Origin of the sequence: Cupriavidus gilardii (assembly GCF_013347325.1) — a bacterium.
In the GTDB taxonomy this organism is placed as follows: domain Bacteria; phylum Pseudomonadota; class Gammaproteobacteria; order Burkholderiales; family Burkholderiaceae; genus Cupriavidus; species Cupriavidus gilardii.
Map to the genome: position 1 here is coordinate 681,022 of NZ_CP054624.1, position 13,668 is coordinate 694,689.

Consider the following 13,668-nt stretch of genomic DNA (forward strand, 5'->3'; position numbering starts at 1 on the left):
CCTCACTCGGTGCGCGACCAGCCGCCACCCATCGCCTGGTACAACGCCACGCTGGCATTGAGCCAGTCCGCCTGTGCCTGGATCAGGCTCAGCTCCGCGCTCAGCAGTCCGCGCTGCGCATCGAGCTGCTCCAGATACGGCGAGTAGCCGGCGCGATAGCGGTTGGTCGCGTGGCGCAGCGCGGCCGCGAGGGCATCGCGCTGCTGGCCCAGATGCAGCACCTGCGCCTCCAGCTGGCGCAGCGCCGCGAGGTTGTCGTTGACCTCGCGAAAGGCGGTCAGCGCGGTGCGGCGATAGGCGAAGGCCGCCTGATCGCGCTGGGCCGTGGCGACCTGGGCGCCGGCCTCGATGCGCCCGCCCTCGAACAACGGTGCCAGGACGCTGCCGCCGAGCGACCAGATGCGGACCGGGCTGGCGACGCCGCTCGCATACAGCAGGCCGGCCGATCCCGACAGATGCAGCCGCGGCAGGAAGGCCTTGCGCGCGGCGCTCAGATTGGCATCGCTCGCGGCCAGCTGGAATTCGGCCTGCGCGATATCGGGCCGCCGCCGCAGCAGGTCGGCGGGCAGGCCGTCGGGGATCGGCGGGGGCCGCAGCACGGACAGCGCGGCGCCCCGCGCAATCTCTCCCGATGGCGACTCGCCGATCAGCAGCAGCAAGGCGTTCTCCTGGCGGGCGACGGCCAGCTCGGCCTGGGGCACCGCCTGCGCGGTCGATTCGTACTCGGCGCGCGCTTGCGCGAACTCGAGTTGCGAGGTGTAGCCGGCATCGGCACGGCGCCGCGCCAGCCGCAAGGCATCCTCGCGGGCGGCCAGCGTCTGGCGTACCACGGCAAGCTGGGCATCGAGCGCGCGCAGCGTCAGATAGGCGCGCGCCGTGGCCGCTGCGACCGACAGCACCGCCGCGTCGTGCGCCGCTTCGCTGGCCTGCGTGCCGGCGCGCGCCGCCGTCGACTGGTCGGCCAGGCGCCCGAACAGATCGACCTCATAGGCGGCCTGGAACTGCGGCTCGAATGAATTCGAGATCGATTCCCTTCCGAGCGCATTGAGGCTGCGCGAGCGCCCGCCGGTCGCGGTGGCGTCGAGCGTCGGCAGGAACTGGGCCCGCGCCAGCCGCTGCTGCGCGCGCGCTTCGGCGACGCGGGCCGCGGCGATGCCGAGATCGGCATTGCTGGCCAGCGCGCGCTCGACCAACTGCGCCAGCACCGGGTCGCCGTAGCGGCGCCACCAGTCTCGCTCGAGCGGCGCGCTGGGACCCGGGTCGACGCGCCATGCGGGCGGCGGCGTCAGCGCAGCGCCGGCCGGCGGCTGGGGCCGCGGGCCCATGCACGCGAACAGCAGCGGCAGTGCCGCGGCGCACAGCGCCATGCGCAACGATGCCCGAATACGCGGGAGGCGGGTGGGGGCCGTCATCGCGTGCGGGACTCCGCTCCCCGCGTATCGACCTCGACCCGCACCGACATGCCGGGCCGCAGCCGCGCCGCGAGAGGCTGGTCCGGGTCGATGGCGATACGCACCGAGATCCGTTGCGCGACCTTGACGAAGTTGCCGGTCGCGTTGTCCGGCTGGATCACCGCGAACTCCGAACCCGCGGCGGGCGCCAGCTGTTCGACGCGGCCGGTCAGCCGGGCATCGTCGAGCCCGTCGACGCGGAAGCTCGCGGGCTGGCCCGGCACCATGTGCGAGGTCTGTGCCTCCTTGTAGTTGGCGATCACCCACAACGTCGGCGGCACCAGGAACATGGCCTGCGTGCCGGCCGTGACGTACTGGCCCAGGCGCGCGCCGATCTGGCTCAGCTGCCCGTCCTGCGGGGCACGCAGCACGGTATTGGCCAGGTCGATCTCGGCCAGCTTCAACGCCGCGCGCGCCGCTTCGACTGCCGCCTGCAGCCCCTCGCGGCTGACCGCGACGGCCTGCACGTCCTGACGGGCAATCTCGGTGGCGGCGCGGGCCTGGCGCACCGCCGCCTCGGCCTGCCGCAATGCGGCGCGGGTCTGGTCGCGTTCGCGCAGCGACACCGAGCCGTCCGCCACCAGCTCGTCGACGCGCCGCATATCGGCCTGCGCCCGCAGCAATTGCGCCTGCGCGTTGGCAAGGCTCGCCTGCTGCGCCAGCACCGTCGCTTCGCGCGAGCGGCGCGTCTGGTCGGTGTTGTTCAGGTTGGCGATCTGCGTGTCGAGGTTCGCGCGGGCCTGATCGACCCGCTGGCGATAGATGCGGTCGTCGATCTTGAGCAGCACCTGTCCCGCCTTGACCTGCTGGAAGTCGCGCACCGGAACATCGGTGACATAACCGCTGACCTGCGGGCTGATCACGGTCGTCTGCCCGCGCACATAGGCGTTGTCGGTGCCCTGGATCACGCGCGTGAAGGGCGGCAGTCCCCACGCGTACAGGATGATCAGGATGCTGACGAGCGCGATCGCGACGACGATGATCGTGGCCCGCCGCGTGCCCTTGGGCGGCGACCAGCCGGTCGGCGGGGCCGAGGCCTGTTGGGGGACCTCGACGGGATCCTGCAGGCGCTCGTGCGAATCCGTCTGCCCGGTCCCGTGCGCGGAAGGGGCGGGGCCGGGTTCGCGGCGCGGCGTTGGGTCGGTCACCGGTGGCTCCAGATGTTGTTCTTGTTGTCGATGCTATTGCTGGCGCTGCCGCATTCTGGCCATCGCTTCCAGCGGCTCGGCCATCGGATTGTGGCCACGAATACGATCGCGGATATAGAGCGCCAGCAGCCAGGCGAAGGTCGCGGACGCGATGATGCCGATCGTCAGGAACACGTCGTTGAACGCCAGTACATTGGCCTCGCGCGTGACCTGCTGGGCCAGCAGCGCCGAACCCTCGGCCTGCCGCAGCGCGGGATCGGTCAGCACGCGTCCGTAGGCGCCGCCCAGCGCCTGGATGCGGGCTGCATCGAGCGGGTCGGTCAGCGTGATCGACTGCACCAGCGAGTGCGAATGGAATTTCTCGCGATGGATCTGAAAGGTGCCGAGCAGCGCCGAGCCGGCGAGACCGCCCAGCGCTTGCGTGATGCCGAACAGCGCCGAGAAGCTGACGATATGGCTCATGCCCCTGGACAGCGCGCGTAGCATGCCGATCAGCAGCGTCGGCCCCATGAAATAGACCGCGGCGAAGGCGATCAGCGCCTGGCTGAAATACATGTTGGCCGGCCGCGTCAGATTGTTGGAGTGCGCATCCATGAAGGCGCCGATCGCGATCAGCAGCAGGGAGATGCGGATCGGCCGCTCGAGATTCAGCGGATTGACCGTCAGCGCGCTGACCGCCAGGCCCGCGATGGTCGCCAGCGAAACGACGACGTACAGCGGCACCAGCTGGTCGTTGCCCATGCCCAGCGCGGTCAGCAACCCGACCGCGCCGTAGGCCTGCTCCGACAGCAGCACGCGCACGGCGATCGCCACCAGCGCAAAGCGCAGCATCGCGCGGCTGCCCAGCCAGCGTGTGTTCAGCAGCGGGTTGGCACGGTTATGCTCGATCCACAGGGCCGCGGTGATCAGCGCCACCGCTCCGCACAGCGCATAGCCGAGCCAGGCGGCCTCGGTCCACCACAGGATGCGGCCCTGGCTCAGCACCGCGCACAACAGCGCCATGCCGGGCGCGAACAGCGCGAACGTCAAGAAATCGAGCTTCTCGAAGGCGCGGATGCGCTCGCTGGGCGGCAGCCGCAGCAGGCCCACCGCGACCAGCGACAGCAGCGCGAGACCGAGCTCGAACAGGTACAGCGCCTTCCAGTTGCCGGCCTCCAGCATGCCGGAGGTGAGGACGCGGGCCAGCGGCGTGGCCAGTTGCGGCACGCCGATGCCCAGCACGATCGCCTTGAGCCGGTGCGCCGCCGGCATCGACTGGATCATGTAGTACAGCGCCAGCGTGCTCAGTCCGCTCGCCGCGATGCCATTGGCCGCGCGGACCAGCAACGCGGTCTCGAAGGTATGGACGAAGATGTGGGCAAGCGTGATGACGACGTAGCCGAGCAGGAACAGCCGCGCGAAATGCTGCAGGCCGTACTGCTGCCGGAACTTGATCAGCAGCATGCTGGCGCAGACGTTGGTCATCACGTAGACCGTCGACAGCCACGCCGCCTGGTCGCTGTAGAGACCGAACACGCCCTGGATATTGTTCAGGTTGGCGATCACCAGCGCGTTGCCGAAGCCGCCGGTCAGGCCGATCAGCACGCCGACACAGAAATAGCCGATGCGCCGTGGCATCGGATGATCAGGCGTCGCGGGAGAGCCCGGAATGGTGGGCCGCTCGTGCGGCTTGAACTGGTATTCGGCCGTGGCAGCGCCCATTGGCATGACGGGGAAGCGGGTTCAGCGAAGGTCCGGCGGGATCGATGATTGCCGCTGCCGGGCTGAAGTGTCAAGCCGTCGTTTGCTGTCGGGGCAAGCAGGGACGGAACGCAGTCCGATCCGGTCGGCCATCGAAGACAATGGCCGGGACGTCGATCCCGGCCATCGATCGATGGAAGGCGGTCCGCTGTCAGGAGGCCATGGCGCGCCGTTCGTCTTCCGTCAGTTGCGGACCATCGAGCGTCACGCGCGAATCGTCGTGACGGAACTTGCGGATGATCGGCTTCAGTTCCTCCTTGATATGGTCCTCGCTGTAGCCGTTGAACAGGTGGCCGAGCAGGCCGCGGCGCAGATCGCTGGTGCCCATCAGCCAGTCGGCGATCGGGAAGGTCAGGTTCATGTTGTAGTGCATCATGATTCCCTGGTTGTGGTGCGCGGTATGGTGCCGGCGAATGGTGTTGATGAACGGCATGTTGCGCACGAACCAGTTGTCGTGGACATGGCAGCAGTAGTGGAAGACCTCGTAGACCAGGTAGTGCCCGACCATCGTCATGAAGACGATATAGGCGGCGTTGGCATTGATCAGCAGATAGGCCAGATAGCCGAGCAGACCGCCGCCGACGCCCAGCGTGATCAGCACGCGCCAGGGGAAGAACACGATGCGGAATTCGCGCGTGGTGTCGATCGTGGGTTCGTTGTCGGTGAAGTACTGGTGATGCTGGCGTGTGTGCCGCTCGTAGATGGCGCGCAGCGCAAACACGTCGATGCGCCGGTGCATCACGTACTTGTGCATGAACCATTCGACCAGATTGCCGGCGAGAAAGACCGGCAGCACCAGCAGCCACTCCCAGGTTGCGTTCTCCAGCCGCGTCGCGCAGTAATAGAGCGCCGCGATGCCGGCGGCGAAGATCACGCCGATATGCAGCAGGCCGTTGTACAGCGGGCTGATATCGGCCTGGTATTGCTCGCGAAATTTGCGTTGGCGTTCGCTCATCATGATGTTGTCTCCTGTCTATGCCGAACTGACATCGTACTAATATATTAGTGGTATATGGCGAGGTGTCAAACGATTTGTGTCGATCGGCCGTGCCGCGCCCATCAAGCAAACGGCCCTCGCAAGCGAGGGCCGTCGACGTTCTGTCGTCCCGCCTGCCCGCGGAACGACATGGCGGGCCGGTCATCTCGACACTTCCTCCAGGCACCGGCCCTTGGTTTCGATGCCGAGCCACAGCACGGCGATCGCGGCGATCGCGAACGACAACGCGCCCAGCGTGAAGATGCCGCCCTGGCCCGTGACGGGCAGCAGCACGCCGACCAGATAGGGGCCGACCAGCGAGCCGATGCGGCCGATCGACGAGGCGAAGCCGGAACCGGTGGCACGCGAGCGCGTCGGATACAGCTCGGGCGTGTAGGCATACAGCACCGACCACATGCCGAACAGGAAGAACTGCATGCACAGGCCGGCGGCGATCAGTTGTTCGACCGGCAGCTTCAGCACCGCGGCCTGTCCGTACAGATAGGCGGACGCGGCGCTGCCGAGCAGCATCAACGCACAGGTTGGCTTGCGCCCCCATTTCTCGAGCAACCACGCCGAGAAGATGAAGCCGGGAATACCGGCCAGCGAGATATAGACGGTGTACAGCACCGACTTGGTCACCGCGTAGCCGGCCTGTTGCAGCAGCGCGCCGAGCCACGTGGTCAGGCCGTAGTAGCCGAGCAGCGCGAAAAACCACACGCCCCACAGCATCACGGTGCGCCTGGCGTACGGGCCTTTCCACAGCTCGCCGAACATCGTCTTTCGATCGTGGACCGCGGCCGGCGCAAAGCCCTGCTGGACGGCGGGCAACGGCTTGCCGCTGGCACGCTCCACGCGTGCCTCGATGCCGGCCATCACCGCCTCGGCTTCGCGCTGCCGTCCCGCTCCCTCGAGCCAGCGCGGGGATTCCGGCACCATCCGGCGCACCACGAAGACGAACGCCGCCGGCAGCGCCATCGCGATGAAGATGCCGCGCCAGCCGATCACCGGCAAGGTCAGGTAGGCCAGCAATCCAGCGGCGATAAAGCCGATCGGCCAGAAGCCCTCGAGGATCGCGACATACTTGCCGCGGCTCCTGGCCGGCACGATCTCCGACACCATCGACAGTCCGATCGGAAACTCCATGCCCATGCCGAAGCCGAGCAGCACGCGATACAGCATCAGCGAGGTCACGCTGTCCGCCAGCCCGCACATCAGGCTGCCCACGCCCCAGAAGATCATGCTGACCTGGAACACCGGCTTGCGGCCGAAGCGGTCGGCCAGCATGCCGGCCACGGCGGCGCCGGCAAACATGCCCAGAAAGCTGGAACTGGCAAGCAGGCCGGTCTGCGCCGCGCTCAGGCCGAATTCGGCTTTGATCGAGCCGAGCACGAAGGTCATCATGCCGAGGTCCATCGAATCGAAGAACCAGGCGGTCGCGATGATGCCGAACAAGGTGCGTTGATAGCGGGTCATGGGAAGGCGCTCGAGCCGCGCCGCGACTCCGGGGGTCAGCGCCACACTGCCTGCCGACATGTCCATGGTTGTCTCCTGTCGTTGTCGTGGGGCCGCCTGTCGGCGGCCTGGCTAATATATTAGATGGATGCGATGGGTATGCAAGCTGCGTGCGGCCGCGGATGTGCCGGGATGGCGCCGGGAAGGCCGTGTTTTCAGCCGGAAAGCGTTATTGGACGCGGCCTGCCGGGCGCCGCTCGGGATTTGCCCTAGGCCACCCGGCGCGAGGTCGGAGCCGCTCGATGGGCGGCGAGTTGGCCGCGCCACGCATGCTCGATCACCCGCGCATAAGTACCCGGCACGTCGTCGACTGGAAACGCCTGTGCCAACCGGGTGACGCCCAATGCGTCGCGCGTCAGAGCGGGCAACGCGTCGCGCGGGACGCCGAAGGCCTGCAGGTTCGACGGGATGTCGAGCGCGTCGATCAAATTGCGCACGGCCAGCGGCACGCCGGCGATGCGCTCGGCGTCGCTGTCCGCGTCGACACCGAACAACGGCGCGAGCGCCAGCAGATCGGCGCCGCGCGTGGTGCGCAGCGCGTCCAGCACATAGGGCAGCATCACCGCATTGGTACTGCCGTGCGAGCGGTGGGTCAGGCCCGCGACGGCATAGGCGATGCCATGCACCGCATTCAGGCCGGCGCTGCCGTAGGACAACGCGGCGTAGAGGCTGGCATAGGACATGCCGATTCGCGCTTCGATATCGCGGCTGCCGGCAGCACCGTGGCCCGTGTCGCCGACGTTGCCGCTGTCCCGATAGGCGCGCAGCAGGTAGCGGCTGCACAGCGCGATCGACTCGCGGGCGAACAGCAACGTCAGCGCCGAGCGGCCGCTGTAGCCGGGATCGGCGTTGCCTTGCCGCGGGTAAGACACGCTGTCGACGGTCAGGTACGACTCGATCGCATGCGTCAGCGCATCGATGCCGGCATCCGCCGTCACGCGTGGCGGGCAGGTGTAGGTGAACTCGGGATCGATCAGCGCGATCTGCGGACGCAGCGCGTTGTCCATCACCGCGATCTTGGTCGCGTTGTCGGGGTCGACGAGGATCGCGCCGGGGGTCGCCTCGGAACCGGTGCCGGACGTGGTCGGCAGCGCGATCAGCGGTATCGAGCGCGTGCCGGCGGACAACGCACCGGCGAACTCGCGCACAGGCCGGCCTTCCAGCAGCGTCAGGCTCAAGGCCTTGGCAAGGTCGATATTGCTGCCGCCGCCCAGCGCGACCAGATGATCGGGAACACGGCCACCGAGCCGCGCGCGCAGCGCCAGCGTGGCCTCGTCGCACAGCGTCGTGCTCGGGTCCGGCATGCCGCCGTCGTAGACCACCGTGTCGATGCCAGCCGCACGCGCGGCCTCGACGTATTCGGCGACCCACGGCGTGCGCTCGGTGAAAAAGGTGTCGGTGACCAGCACGCCGTGACGATGGCCGAGCCGCTGCAGCAGCGCGGGCAATTGCGCGCGCGTACCGGCGCCGACGATCAGACGCGCCGGCGCGCAGAAGTAGACCAGGTCTTCGATTCTCATGGCAGCTCCAGGGGGATGGACGAAGAGGGGAGGGGCGTGCCCGCCGTGTGGATCGAGTCGGCGAGCTGTCGCAGCCACGGCGAGGCGAACTCGCAAACCGCATCCGCATGGCCGGTCAGCAGGCCATGGCCGGCTCCTTCGATGGTGGCCAGACGGCCGGCGGGCAATCCATTGGCCAGCGCCTGCGCATGGGACCAGGGGCAGTCGTCGTCATCGCGGCCATGGATGACCAGGGCCGGCATCGGCAGCGTAGCCAGGCGCGACCGCTGATCGGTCTGCCGGATCGCCTGCCACGTCAGCGCGACGGCGGCGTGGTCGGCTGCCTCGCTCAACCCCAGGCGACGCTCGCGCGCGGCGATCTCATCCAGCAGTGCCGCACCTTCGTCGGCGCGAAACCAGCGCGTTTCGCACAGGGCAGGCGAGCCCGACAGCAACCACAGCGCGAGCGGCGCGCGTGCCTGGCCACGGCCGTCGCGGTAACGGTCCGCGTACTGCAGCGCCACCGACACCCCCATGCTCCATCCCGCCAGCACGAAGCGACGCCCACCGGCATGCCGTTCCCCGACCTCGCGTACCGCGGCCGCATAGCGCTCCAACGTGTACCCGCCGGCCGTCGCCGGCCGCGGTGCCGCCCCTCGTCCCTGCAGATTCGGCAGCACGAAGGTACAGAGCGCGCTCAATCGCTGCGCCACCGGCAACCACGCCGCCCGCGTCCCCTGGATGCCGTGCAGCGCCACCACGCACAACGGCCCGCTGCCGACTTCGATCACGTCCATGGAGTCTGCCGCCATGGTGTCTCCTGTACATCTAATATATTAGATGGATCATAGTAGTGTAGGGAATGGCGGGAAGGCAAGCGGACAGTCGGCATGCGGAGGGAGGCCAGTGGACTGCCTGCATCGGCTCCATGCAGGTTTTCACTGAAACCACCACTTTCAGCATTTGCTGAAAGGGCTCGTTTCAGTGAAAATCTGGCACACAGACTGTCGAGCAACGCGCCCCTTCCATCAGATGACGTTCACCGAAGTCGCGACCCCGGCACTTGAACGCGAGGCGACCGCGTTGCGCACGCTATTGCGGCAGGTGCCAGTGATCGAACGCCTCGAGTTCGCGACCGCCTTTCCCGAAGACTTGGGGCCGGGCGTTGTCGCCGACATTTGCGTCGAGGACCGGCGCCATACGCTGGTCTGTCGCGTTGTCACAAGCGGCCAACCCCGCCATGTGCGAGCCGCATTGCTGGAGCTTCGGCATCTCGCGGCGGTTGGCGGTCGGGACGACGCGACGCCAGTGCTGATTGCACCGTATCTCTCCGCCGCAGCGCGGGCCTTGTGCCGCGAGCACAATGCGGGTTACCTCGACCTCGAGGGCAATGTTCACCTCGTATTCGGCAGCGTCTTCATCGAGCGGACGGTGACAAGCAAGCCGTTGGCCGAACGCCGCGACCTCCGTTCCTTGTTCAAGCCGAAGTCGGCGCAGATGCTGCGCGTGATGCTGCGTGAGCCAGGGCGCGCGTGGCGCGTCACGGCACTGGCCGAAGCCGCCGGCATCAGCCTCGGCCACGCCAGCAATGTCCGAGCCGGCTTGCTCGATCGCGAGTGGGCGAAGGTCTCGCGCGACGGTCTATCCCTGAGCGATCCCGATGCGCTGCTCGATGCCTGGCGCGACGCCTACGAGCCGCCGGTCGGCAAGCGTCACGGTTTCTATACCCCCCTGCATGGCAGTGCCCTCGAGCATGCGGTACGAGATGCGATGCGGACGCGGACCGGCCTGATGACGCTTGCCTCATTCTCGGCGGCGCAATGGCTAGCCCCCTATGCCCGCACGGCGACGCAGTATTTCTATGCCGACGAGGCGGGACTCGAACAACTGCGCTCGGCGTTGAAATTGTCACCGGCATTGAAAGGCGAGAATGCCGTGGTGATGACGCTGGAGGACCATGGTCCGTTCCGCGATACGGTCGAGCCGGCCCCCGGTGTCACCTGCACGAGTCCCGTTCAGACCTACCTCGACCTCGCGAATGCCGGCGAACGGGGCAGGGAAGCGGCCGATCATCTGCGGCAACATCAGCTCGCCTGGCACACATGAAATCCGGTGAACCGCAATCCGCGGTGGACTACGACGATCGCACGACAGCGGCGGTCACCCGAGTGGCGCGATCGGCTTCGATTGCATCGCGCGCAAGTTCGATACGGTAGAGGGCTTCGGGCCGACCTGTGTGCGAAGGTTTGTCGAGGATACCGATGTCCTGCGCGACCGGACGCCCGAACAGCGGCAGCAGGATGCGTTCGGACAGGTCGATGCCTGGCTGCGGGCGCTTGGCTTGCGTCGCTGAGCGTCGCGGCCATATCGCTGCCGGGTTTCCCGCTCGCACGCAAAATGACTCATATACAATTTGCATTCGTCAAACATGCAAACGACGTCAATGGTCAAGAAAGCGGCGACAGTCAGGCGGGCGGCGGCCCATGTCGAGGATGACGGCAGCGAGAACGGGGCCGGGCCGCGGGGGCGGCTGACGGACCAGGCCTATCGGTGGATCGAGGAAGCGATCGTCACGCTGCAGCTTGCGCCTGGATCGTCGGTCTCCGAATTCCAGTTGAGCGAGATGACGGGCATCGGCCGCACGCCGATCCGCGAGGCGATTCAGCGGCTGGCGCGCGAGCATCTGATCGTGGTGCTGCCGCAGCGCGGCCTGCTGGTTCCGCCGATCGACGTGGCCAAGCAATTGCGGCTGCTGGAGACGCGGCGCGAGGTTGAGCGGTTGATCTGCCGCAGCGCGGCTCGCCGTGCCACGGTCGAGGAGCGCCAGGCCTTCCGGCGCCTTGCCGCCGAGTTCGAGCGCGCAGTCAAGAAAGGGGACGAAGTCGCGTTCGTGCGCGCCGATGCGGGTTTCAACGAGCTCTGTCTGCAGGCCGCGCGCAACGAATTCGCCGAAGGCGCGATGCGGTTGATGCATGGGCTGTCGCGCCGCTTCTGGTATTTTCATTACAAGCAGGCCGCCGATCTTCCGGAGATGGCGCGCCTGCACGCCCGTGTTGCTGCTGCCATCGCCGAGGGCGATGTCGATGGCGCGGGCGAGGCGCTCGACGCGCTGCTGGACAATATCGAGGACTTCACCCGCGCAACCGTGCTGGGCGACCGCCGCTAGGGGTTGCGAAGCGCAGCCGGCCCAGGCCATGCAAGACCATTCAGGCATTCGGCCGGCACGGCGCGGGTTTGCAAACAAGGAACCCACCAACGCATGCCACGTCGTCAGACTCGCCAGATCCGCCCGTTTCATCTGCTCCCGGCCCTGCTGTTCAGCCTGCTGACTGCCCCAGCCTTCGCGCAAGCCCCGACGCCGGCCGCGTCGACCGATCCCGTTCCGGCCGCGGTCGAGGTCCGCAATCTGACCACGCCCACCACCTGCGCCGAAGAGGACAACGTCTCCTTCGCGCTGTCGGCACCGTCGATCCAGCGCTTTCGCGTCGAGGCGCTGCATCCCGCCTATATCGGCAAGATTCGCAAGGACAGTTCGGCGCCCGACTTCTCGGGCTGCAATTTCGGCGATACCCCACATCCGACCGATCCGCGCCACACCTTCAAGCCGCGCAAGGTCCGCCTTTATGACGGCAAGGATCTCGCGATCGTGGGCATCACCTTCGACAGCTTCTGGCGGCCGCAGCGCGTGCCGGTCACCGTGGGCGGGCGCAAGGACGGCGGTTTCCATCTGATTCAGTTCTTCGACAAGCGCAAGGGCGCCAAAGGCAAGGTTGTCGAGACCGAAGTGCTGGTGCTCTATCCGTCGGACGGCTACTGGCGTGCCAAGCCGCTGCCGGCCGCCCATCTGCCCGACAACGCCTACGGATCGTCGTTCCTGATGGGGCCGGTGCAGCAGGACCTGCGGCCGATCGTCGATATCGCCCACATCGATATCGATCCGCGCCAGCGCACGATCGGCCTGCGCTTTACGGCCGGTGGCGAGGCGCAGGTGGCGATCCGCGAGATCAGCCGCACGCGCACCGCGCTCGACGTCGCCTTCAACCCGCCGTATCGCACGCAGGCGCCGTTCGCCATGCTGCGCTCGATGTATGTGACCGAGGACAACGCCGACATGAGCCGCGTGGCCTGGCAGGACCCGGCCGGCCAGCGCCGCGATGCCACGGTCGCCGAGGTGTCGAACTGGCAGGCCAGCGATATCCGTTTCGGCCGTACCGTGCCGTCGCGGCACAACACCAGCGCACCGGACATCCGTTTCAGCGATTTCCGTTGATCTGCCTGCACGGCCTGCCGCTTTTGTAATTCCGGCCACCGGAGCGACGTAGCGGCCGGCGTGCCATGGCACCGCCACCGGCGGAACGAAGTTTGCTTGATGACCCGGTTGGTCATGCCGCCGCGCACAGGGTTGCGCCGGGCGGCGTGCGCCGAGCCGCCATCAGGAGACCGCCGTGAACCAAGCCGCCCGTCCCTTTGCCGTCGTCACCGGTGCCTCGTCAGGCATCGGCTTCGAGCTTGCGCGCTGTTGTGCGACGCAAGGTTACGATTTGCTGATCGCCGCGGATGAGCCCGCGATCGACACCGCGGCAGTGGCGCTGCGCGATACCGGCATGGCCGTCGATGCGCTGTGCGTGGACCTGGCCGATCCGGCCGGCGTCGAGGCGTTGTATCAAGCCACGCGCGGACGTCCGGTCGACGTGCTGTGCGCCAACGCGGGCCGGGGACTGGGCCGCGCCTTTCTCGACCAGGACTTTCACGATATCCAGCGCGTGGTGGAGACCAATGTCACCGGCACGCTGGACTTGCTGCACCGCATCGGCCGCGACATGCGCGATCGCCGCACCGGGCGCATCCTGATCACGGGCTCGATCGCCGGCTTCATGCCGGGCACCTATCAGGCGGTCTACAACGCGACCAAGGCCTTCCTCGATTCCTTCTCGTTTGCGCTGCGGCATGAATTGCGCGATTGCGGGGTCACGGTGACCTGCCTGATGCCGGGCGCGACCGAGACCGAATTCTTCGAGCGCGCGGACATGGTCGATACGCGCTTGGGCCAGCAGAAGAAGGACGATCCGGCCGACGTCGCGCGCCAGGGCTTCGAGGCGATGCTGCGCGGCGAAGGCGACGTCGTCACCGGCTGGCAGAACAAGCTGCGCGCCGCGATTTCGAACGTGACACCGGCCGATCTGCTGGCCGAACAGCACCGCCGCATGGCCGAGCCAGGCGGCGGCATCGAGCGCTGAATCTGCCCGAGCGCGAGTTCGCCGCGAGCCAGATCGTCGATACGGACCATTGCATAGCGGCCTCGCGCGTACTAGCGTCGTAGTTGTCGTTCCCCACCGCCG

The 13,668-nt window shown here is 67.5% G+C and carries 11 protein-coding genes and 1 pseudogene; 5 read left to right on the forward strand and 7 right to left on the reverse strand.

From position 1 onward, the window contains the following. Positions 1–2 precede the first annotated feature (2 nt). The 7 genes from FOB47_RS03240 to FOB47_RS03270 all read right to left on the reverse strand — a co-directional run bounded on the left by FOB47_RS03240 (position 3) and on the right by FOB47_RS03270 (position 9,141). A complete protein-coding gene (locus FOB47_RS03240) occupies positions 3–1,412 on the reverse strand; it encodes an efflux transporter outer membrane subunit (protein WP_244959271.1) in 1,410 nt (469 codons plus the stop codon). Further along, positions 1,409–2,599: an HlyD family secretion protein gene (locus tag FOB47_RS03245; protein ID WP_244959272.1), complete on the reverse strand. Its 1,191-nt coding sequence runs from the start codon at positions 2,597–2,599 to the stop codon at positions 1,409–1,411. Before FOB47_RS03245 ends, FOB47_RS03240 begins: the two co-directional genes overlap by 4 nt. 33 nt (positions 2,600–2,632) lie before the next feature. Further along, the gene (locus tag FOB47_RS03250) at positions 2,633–4,300 is read right to left on the reverse strand and encodes an MFS transporter (RefSeq protein ID WP_053824220.1); all 1,668 of its coding nucleotides are present in this window, start codon (positions 4,298–4,300) and stop codon (positions 2,633–2,635) included. A gap of 190 nt (positions 4,301–4,490) precedes the next feature. Beyond that, positions 4,491–5,297 carry a sterol desaturase family protein gene (locus FOB47_RS03255; RefSeq protein WP_174779936.1) on the reverse strand — a complete coding sequence of 269 codons (807 nt, stop codon included), beginning with the start codon at positions 5,295–5,297 and terminating at the stop codon, positions 4,491–4,493. A gap of 180 nt (positions 5,298–5,477) precedes the next feature. Next, positions 5,478–6,857 carry an MFS transporter gene (locus tag FOB47_RS03260; RefSeq protein ID WP_174779937.1) on the reverse strand — a complete coding sequence of 460 codons (1,380 nt, stop codon included), beginning with the start codon at positions 6,855–6,857 and terminating at the stop codon, positions 5,478–5,480. A 182-nt stretch (positions 6,858–7,039) separates the two neighbouring features. Next, a complete protein-coding gene (locus FOB47_RS03265; RefSeq protein ID WP_174779938.1) occupies positions 7,040–8,350 on the reverse strand; it encodes an iron-containing alcohol dehydrogenase in 1,311 nt (436 codons plus the stop codon). After that, the gene (locus FOB47_RS03270; RefSeq protein ID WP_244959273.1) at positions 8,347–9,141 is read right to left on the reverse strand and encodes an alpha/beta fold hydrolase; all 795 of its coding nucleotides are present in this window, start codon (positions 9,139–9,141) and stop codon (positions 8,347–8,349) included. Before FOB47_RS03270 ends, FOB47_RS03265 begins: the two co-directional genes overlap by 4 nt. A 220-nt stretch (positions 9,142–9,361) precedes the next feature. Here FOB47_RS03270 and FOB47_RS03275 point away from each other — a divergent pair, with 220 nt between their 5' ends. From FOB47_RS03275 to FOB47_RS03295, 5 genes and pseudogenes are all read left to right on the forward strand, one after another. Next, positions 9,362–10,435 (forward strand): type IV toxin-antitoxin system AbiEi family antitoxin, encoded by a 1,074-nt coding sequence (locus FOB47_RS03275; protein ID WP_174779939.1) that lies wholly within the window; start codon positions 9,362–9,364, stop codon positions 10,433–10,435. Positions 10,436–10,490: 55 nt separating this feature from the next. Then, positions 10,491–10,682 (forward strand): annotated as a pseudogene (locus FOB47_RS26080) (hypothetical protein); the annotation flags it as partial. Between the two features lie 90 nt (positions 10,683–10,772). After that, on the forward strand, positions 10,773–11,495 hold the full coding sequence (locus tag FOB47_RS03285) for a GntR family transcriptional regulator (RefSeq protein ID WP_053824214.1): 723 nt from the start codon (positions 10,773–10,775) through the stop codon (positions 11,493–11,495). A 93-nt stretch (positions 11,496–11,588) separates the two neighbouring features. Beyond that, a complete protein-coding gene (locus FOB47_RS03290) occupies positions 11,589–12,599 on the forward strand; it encodes a hypothetical protein (RefSeq protein WP_174779941.1) in 1,011 nt (336 codons plus the stop codon). 175 nt (positions 12,600–12,774) lie between these two features. Next, positions 12,775–13,566, forward strand: coding sequence for an SDR family NAD(P)-dependent oxidoreductase (locus tag FOB47_RS03295; RefSeq protein ID WP_174779942.1), 792 nt, complete (start codon positions 12,775–12,777; stop codon positions 13,564–13,566). The last annotated feature ends 102 nt before the right edge of the window (positions 13,567–13,668 follow it).